Annotated in this window: 8 protein-coding genes; 6 read left to right on the forward strand and 2 right to left on the reverse strand. The window is 59.0% G+C overall.

All coding sequences use genetic code 11. From position 1 onward, the window contains the following. On the forward strand, positions 1 to 1,181 hold a 1,181-nt coding region (locus AAAB16_RS18850; RefSeq protein WP_340664706.1), incomplete at its 5' end, for a TonB-dependent siderophore receptor. Beyond that, the gene (locus AAAB16_RS18855) at positions 1,178 to 2,023 is read left to right on the forward strand and encodes an alpha/beta hydrolase-fold protein (protein ID WP_340664707.1); all 846 of its coding nucleotides are present in this window, start codon (positions 1,178 to 1,180) and stop codon (positions 2,021 to 2,023) included. The genes AAAB16_RS18850 and AAAB16_RS18855, both read left to right, overlap by 4 nt. A gap of 41 nt (positions 2,024 to 2,064) precedes the next feature. Here AAAB16_RS18855 and AAAB16_RS18860 read toward each other — a convergent pair whose 3' ends face one another. Beyond that, positions 2,065 to 2,697: a LysE family transporter gene (locus tag AAAB16_RS18860; RefSeq protein ID WP_340664708.1), complete on the reverse strand. Its 633-nt coding sequence runs from the start codon at positions 2,695 to 2,697 to the stop codon at positions 2,065 to 2,067. A 211-nt stretch (positions 2,698 to 2,908) separates the two neighbouring features. On the opposite strand from AAAB16_RS18860, the gene AAAB16_RS18865 reads away from it, so the two are divergent. Both AAAB16_RS18865 and AAAB16_RS18870 read left to right on the forward strand, forming a co-directional pair. Further along, complete coding sequence (locus tag AAAB16_RS18865) at positions 2,909 to 3,367, forward strand: thiol-disulfide oxidoreductase DCC family protein (RefSeq protein ID WP_340664709.1); 459 nt, start codon at positions 2,909 to 2,911, stop codon at positions 3,365 to 3,367. A 104-nt stretch (positions 3,368 to 3,471) separates the two neighbouring features. After that, on the forward strand, positions 3,472 to 3,948 hold the full coding sequence (locus AAAB16_RS18870; protein WP_340664710.1) for a nuclear transport factor 2 family protein: 477 nt from the start codon (positions 3,472 to 3,474) through the stop codon (positions 3,946 to 3,948). Between the two features lie 18 nt (positions 3,949 to 3,966). Here AAAB16_RS18870 and AAAB16_RS18875 read toward each other — a convergent pair whose 3' ends face one another. Continuing rightward, a complete protein-coding gene (locus tag AAAB16_RS18875) occupies positions 3,967 to 4,776 on the reverse strand; it encodes a cyclase family protein (RefSeq protein WP_340664711.1) in 810 nt (269 codons plus the stop codon). 75 nt (positions 4,777 to 4,851) lie between these two features. On the opposite strand from AAAB16_RS18875, the gene AAAB16_RS18880 reads away from it, so the two are divergent. Further along, positions 4,852 to 5,247: a carboxymuconolactone decarboxylase family protein gene (locus AAAB16_RS18880; RefSeq protein ID WP_340664712.1), complete on the forward strand. Its 396-nt coding sequence runs from the start codon at positions 4,852 to 4,854 to the stop codon at positions 5,245 to 5,247. A gap of 111 nt (positions 5,248 to 5,358) precedes the next feature. Further along, the coding region (locus AAAB16_RS18885) for an AAA family ATPase (RefSeq protein WP_340664713.1) at positions 5,359 to 5,858 on the forward strand (500 nt) is incomplete at its 3' end.

Consider the following 5,858-nt stretch of genomic DNA (forward strand, 5'->3'; position numbering starts at 1 on the left):
CCTTCAGCCTGCAACAGAACGTGCGTTACTCGAAGCTCAACACCACTAACCAGTACCTCGATTTCCTCGTCAACAGCGATGGTCACACCTTCACCCGCACCGCCACCGGCAGCTATGAAGACATGACCTCGCTGTCTACCGACACCCGCCTGGTCAGCCGCTTTGCCACCGGCGCACTGCAACACACCGTGGTGAGCGGCGTGGACTACGCCTGGTTGGATACCTCGCTGGAATACGCCTACGGTGCAGCGCCGTCGATTGATCGTGATGCGCCGGACCATCACCAAGCGGTCTCGCGCCCGACCAATGTGCTGGTCGACCGCGACGGCCTGGAGTTTCGCAGCGGCGTGTATCTGCAAGACCAGATCGAGCTGGACCAATGGCGCCTGTCCGCCGGCCTGCGCCGCGACTGGGTGCATGCACGCTCCAACGGCATGCAATTTGGCAGTGAAATCGACCCCACCAAGACCAACAACTCCGCCACAACCGGCTCATTGGGCTTGCTCTATTTGTTTGATAACGGCCTGGCGCCTTACATCAGCTATGCCACCTCGTTTCTGCCGCAAAGCGGCGCCGACGTGAATGCCAGCCCGTTCAAACCCACCGAAGGCAAGCAGTATGAGCTGGGCCTGAAATACCAGCCGCCGGGCACCAGCACGATGCTCACGGCCTCGCTCTATCACCTGACGCAGACCAATGTGCTGAGTAAAGACTTGGCCAACGTCGACTTCCAAGTGCAGACCGGCGAGCAAGAATCCAAGGGTCTAGAACTGGAAGCGGTGTCCGATCTGACCGAGCGCCTGCGCCTGAACGCCAGCTACAGCTTTAACGATGCCGAAGTCACCAAAGACGCCGAGTATCAAGGCAATAAACCGATCAACGTGCCGCGCCATCTCGCCTCGTTGTGGCTCGACTACAACCTGCCAATGGGCCTGGGTTTTGGTGCGGGTGCGCGCTACACCGGCAGCACCTACAGCGACGATGCCAACACCGCCAAGAACGACGACTACACCCTGTTCGACGCTGGCGTGCACTACGACTTCGGCGGCGGCCTGGACGGCGTACGCCTGGCCCTAAACGCCCGTAACCTCACCGACCGCCGCTATATCAACTGCGAAGGCAGCTACTGCTACCGTGGCGAAGCGCGCAGCATGGTCACCAGCCTGAGCTACAGCTGGTGATCGGCCTGAACTGGCTGCGCGCAGCCGCCACCGTGCTCGGCGCCTTTTGGTTGGGCGCCGGGTACGCCGACCCCGTTACCCTCGACGGCACCGAACAATGGCTGATGAAAAGCGCCGAAGGGCGTGACTACCGCATCATGGTCAGCCTGCCGGAAGGCGAGGTGCCCTATACCGGCGGTTACCCGGTGATTTACATCGTCGATGGCAACGCTTTTTTTCCGGCTTTCCATGCCGCCAAGCGCGCTGAAGAGCGCTGGAAACGCGCGATTGTGGTGGCCATCGGTTACCCCAGCGACACGCCGTACGACTTCAACCGCCGCGCCTTCGACCTCTCGCCGCCGCAACCGGCCGAGCGCAACGATCCGCCGCAAGGTGGCCAAGACCTGTTTCTCGACTTTATCGAAAAGCGCCTGATGCCCGAGGTGAACGCGCGCTTTAAGGTTGATCAGGACCAGCGCAGTTTGGTCGGCTGGTCATTCGGCGGCATGTTTGGCATCTACACGCTCTTCACCCGCCCGGCGCTGTTTCAGCATGTGGTCGCCGTCAGCCCAACCCTGTGGTGGCGTGACCGCTACCTGTTGCCGCCGGAGCGTGAATTCACCCAACAGGCACATGCCGGCAAGATCGACCTGACCCACAGCAGCCTGACCCTGCTGGCCGGTGACCGGGAAATGCCGCAGGAAATCCAGGACGTACGTTCGCTGCAACTGCGCATGGAAGCCCTGTCGCAATACGGCCTGCGCAGCGACTTCCATGTGGAAACAGGCGAGGAGCACACCACGGTGCCATTTAGGGTAACCACGCGTGTGTTGGAGGAGTTGCTCAGCACCCGACGCTTTTAGTCCGTTGTTAATAGCGAGTCGCGTGGCGGCTCGCTTGTGGCTCAGCGCGACAACAAGCGCTGCAGCCCCAACGTCACCAACACCCCACCTGCCACGCCATTAACCCCACGCTCAATGCGCAGATAAAACCCGCGCAATGTTGGCGTGCCGAAAATAAGCGTGATGCCCAGGTGCCAGCCCAGAGACAGCGCGGCCACCAGTAACACCGTGAGGGCATAAAACCAAAAGGGTGCAGCAGCCGGAAACACGGCGGCAAACGCACTGGTCCAAAACGCGGCGCCTTTGGGGTTGGTCATCCCGGTTAACAACCCGGTGCGATACGCCGTCAGAGGTTTGCCGCCGCGGTCAAACGCCTGGGCATTAACTTCACGTGCAACAGATGGCGAAAACGCCGACCACAGCAGCCGCGCGCCATACCACATCAGGTAGGCCGCGCCGATATAACGCAGCGCTGAAGCCAGCCACGGATGTTGCGACAGCAACGTTGCCAACCCTGCCATCGACACCAACACCCAAAAAATAGAACCCGTGGTCAGCCCATACACGGCATAGCGCGCTTCGCGGTGGCGGCCGTCCAAGGCCATTTGGCTGAGGATAAAAAAGTTCGGGCCAGGGCTGGCCAGCACGGCCAGGTAGATGCCGGTAATTAATAGAAGCGAGGCTGCGTAGGTCATGGTCGGGGCCAGCAGAGGGGGGCGATAAGGCTGGACTCTGGCCCGTCGCCGGTTTGAGTGTCAAGGCGCGAACAGGCTTGGCGTCCTCGCCAACGGCGCTTTGACGTGGCGCCGTTCAATACGGGGTGGGGCGCTGCAAATTGATCCACATAGGCGCGAAACACAGGGTTAAGATCGGCCCATCGCTTCTGCCATCGGGTGCCTGCGCATCATGCAAACCTCCCATGTCCGCCCCACGCCAGCCCCGTTACTGCTGCCCGGTGAAACCGTGGTGCTGTTCGACGGTGTGTGCAAGCTGTGCAACGGCTGGGCGAAATTTTTGATTCGCCACGACCACCGCCACCAGATACGCCTGGCCGCCGTGCAGTCGCCGGAAGGCCAAGCGCTGCTGGCCTGGGCCGATTTGCCGCTGGATCAGTTCGACACCATGGCGGTGATCCGCGACCACAGCTACTGGGTGCGCTCCGATGCGTTTTTCGAAGTGGCCGAGCAGCTTCCGGGCATCTGGCAAACCCTCACCGTTCTGCGTTGGCTGCCCAAAGGTTTGCGAGATTGGGCCTACGACCGCATTGCCCTTAACCGCTACGCGCTGTTCGGCAAACATGACGTGTGTTTGCTGCCAACGGCCGATCACGAGCGGCGCTTTTTAAACGCTGCGCTGCAAAGGTAGCCGCTACTCTTGTCCCAAACGAAATTGTGCATTGCTTGGCGTGGCGGTTCTGCTCGGCGGCGCGCCCGTGCAGGATACGCCCAGGCCAAACAGGAGCAATCGCCATGTCTACCGCTGAAATCCGCCAGCCTCTACCGCCCTTCACCCGCGAGTCGGCGCTGCTAAAAGTTCGCCTCGCCGAAGATGGCTGGAACAGCCGCGATCCGGCCAAAGTCGCCTTGGCCTATACCGTGGATACCCAATGGCGCAACCGCGCAGAGTTCGTCACCAGCCGCGCTGAAGCTCAAGCGTTTTTAAGCCGCAAATGGCACAAAGAACTGGAGTATCGGCTGATCAAGGAGCTGTGGGCGTTTACCGACAACCGCATCGCCGTGCGCTATGCCTACGAATGGCACGACGACTCCGGCAACTGGTTCCGCTCCTACGGCAACGAGAACTGGGAGTTCAACGAAAACGGCCTGATGGCCCATCGGTTTGCCTGCATCAACGACCTGCCCATTACCGAGTCGCAGCGCAAGTTCCATTGGCCATTGGGCCGGCGCCCCGACGACCATCCGGGGCTTTCAGAGCTCGGCCTTTAAGCTAATCGGCCAGGTGCTTCACGGCAAAATCGCAAACACCCGCGCCGGAAAACCAGTGCCTTTTTCTATCTTGGGAAAACTCACCACCGCCAGTGCGCCTGCTTCTGGCAACTGGTCGAGGTTGGCCAGCAGCTCAATCTGGTAGTGGTCTTTACCCAAGATGTACGACTCCAACGAGTAGTCATCCTTCGTGGTCGCCAGGCCCGGGTCGGTGTCGGTGGTTTCATGCCCTGAAGCGGTGATTTTGCGGGTCTCGTACAAGTACACCAGCACCTCTTTGCTCCAGCCTGGGTAGTGGGCCACGCCCTTAGCATCGACGTTCTGGATTTTCTCCTGGTCCGGCCAGCGCTTGGACCAATCGCTACGCAGCGCCACGAATGCCCCGGCGGGAATGGCACCATGGCGTTTCTCCCAAGCCTTCACATCGTCCAGCGTCACGGTGTAATCCGGGTTCTTCTCCACCTGCGTGTGGATATCCAACACCACCAGCGGCAGCAGCTGTTCCTTTACCGGAATCTGGTCGATGGTGCGCAAGCCTTTATGGAAATGCGCGGGCGGGTCGACGTGCGTGCCCCATTGGCCGACGTGGGTGTAAAGGTCGACCTGGAAGCCATCTTTATCGATGGTATAGAGGGTTTTACGTTCAGCGGCCTCGAAGCCTTTCCAGTGGGGAATTTGCTCGTTATAGCTGTGGGTCAGGTCCACCCACTTTTGATTTTTTAGCGAGTCGTACACCTTCCATAAACCGGGTTCGGCGGCGTTGGCCGTCACGTTGAACAACGGTAGCAAAGCAGCGGTGGTGGCAATCGCCAGAATGCGCAATGACATCGGTCCCTCTCCTCTGTAGCGTTAAAACGACAGTAGTATTTAAGTTGGCTAAACAAAAATATTAGGAATAAGAACATGACGTCCAAGCACTTAATCGAATATGAAAATGCCAATGCGCGTGTACGTGCGGTTTACGACGACATCAAACAAACCCGCCAGGTGCCCGACGTAAACAACTTCTGGAAATGTCTGGCCGCGCACCCCGACAACCTCGAGCGCACCTGGCAAAGCCTTAAACACATCATGGCCCCCGGCGCGCTGGATGCTCTGACCAAAGAATTGATCTACGTGGCCGTCAGCGTCACCAACAACTGCCCGTACTGCATCGCCTCACACACCGCAAGCGCGCGCAAGGCGGGTATGAACGATGAGATGTTTGGTGAATTGCAGGCCGTCATCGGCATGGCCAATGAAACCAATCGCCTCGCCACGGGCTACCGCGTGCCGTTGGATGAGGCGTTAAAGGAGTAGGTGTAAGAGTGCTCGTACGTGGCTTATTCGTGGTTGTTGCTATAAATAAATTGAAAATTTGCTCGATATACGCATAATTTGGTTTTATTTTGTGTGTTTCGGGTGAATAGCATGCTCGTCGAGTTCAGAGTCACAAATTTCCGCAGCCTGCGCGAAGAGCAGGTACTTAGTCTTGTCGCCTCAAAGGATAAGACTCTCCAAGACACCCACACGTTGGCCACCGGTATTGCTGCGGCCCCTAGTTTGCTGCGCAGTGCCGTGGTGTACGGTGCCAACGCCGGCGGTAAATCCAACCTCATCAAAGCGCTGCAATACATGCGTGGTGTGGTCCTGGAGTCGGCAGCCTTACAGCCCGGGCAAACTTACGAGCAACTGCAACCTTTCAAACTAGACAGCACCTCGGCCGGCGAGCCGAGCGCCTTCGAAGTCACCTTTATTCTGGGTGACGTGCGCTACCAATACGGCTTTGCCATGACCGCGCAGCGCATCGTCAGCGAGCACTTGTTGGTCTACAAAGCCTTCAAGCCGCAGCGCTGGTTCGAACGCCATTTCGATGTTGAAAGCGACAAGGACGTCTACGAATTCGGTCCCGGTCTGAAGGGGCCCAAGAG

Source organism: Pseudomonas sp. (genome assembly GCF_037994325.1).
GTDB lineage: Bacteria > Pseudomonadota > Gammaproteobacteria > Pseudomonadales > Pseudomonadaceae > Aquipseudomonas.

Coding starts and splice junctions, on each gene's coding strand:
- AAAB16_RS18870 (WP_340664710.1), top strand. CDS start 3,472: ATGTCTACCGCTGAAATCCGCCAGCCTCTACCGCCCTTCACCCGCGAG.
- AAAB16_RS18865 (WP_340664709.1), top strand. CDS start 2,909: ATGCAAACCTCCCATGTCCGCCCCACGCCAGCCCCGTTACTGCTGCCC.
- AAAB16_RS18860 (WP_340664708.1), bottom strand. CDS start 2,697: ATGACCTACGCAGCCTCGCTTCTATTAATTACCGGCATCTACCTGGCC.
- AAAB16_RS18880 (WP_340664712.1), top strand. CDS start 4,852: ATGACGTCCAAGCACTTAATCGAATATGAAAATGCCAATGCGCGTGTA.
- AAAB16_RS18875 (WP_340664711.1), bottom strand. CDS start 4,776: ATGTCATTGCGCATTCTGGCGATTGCCACCACCGCTGCTTTGCTACCG.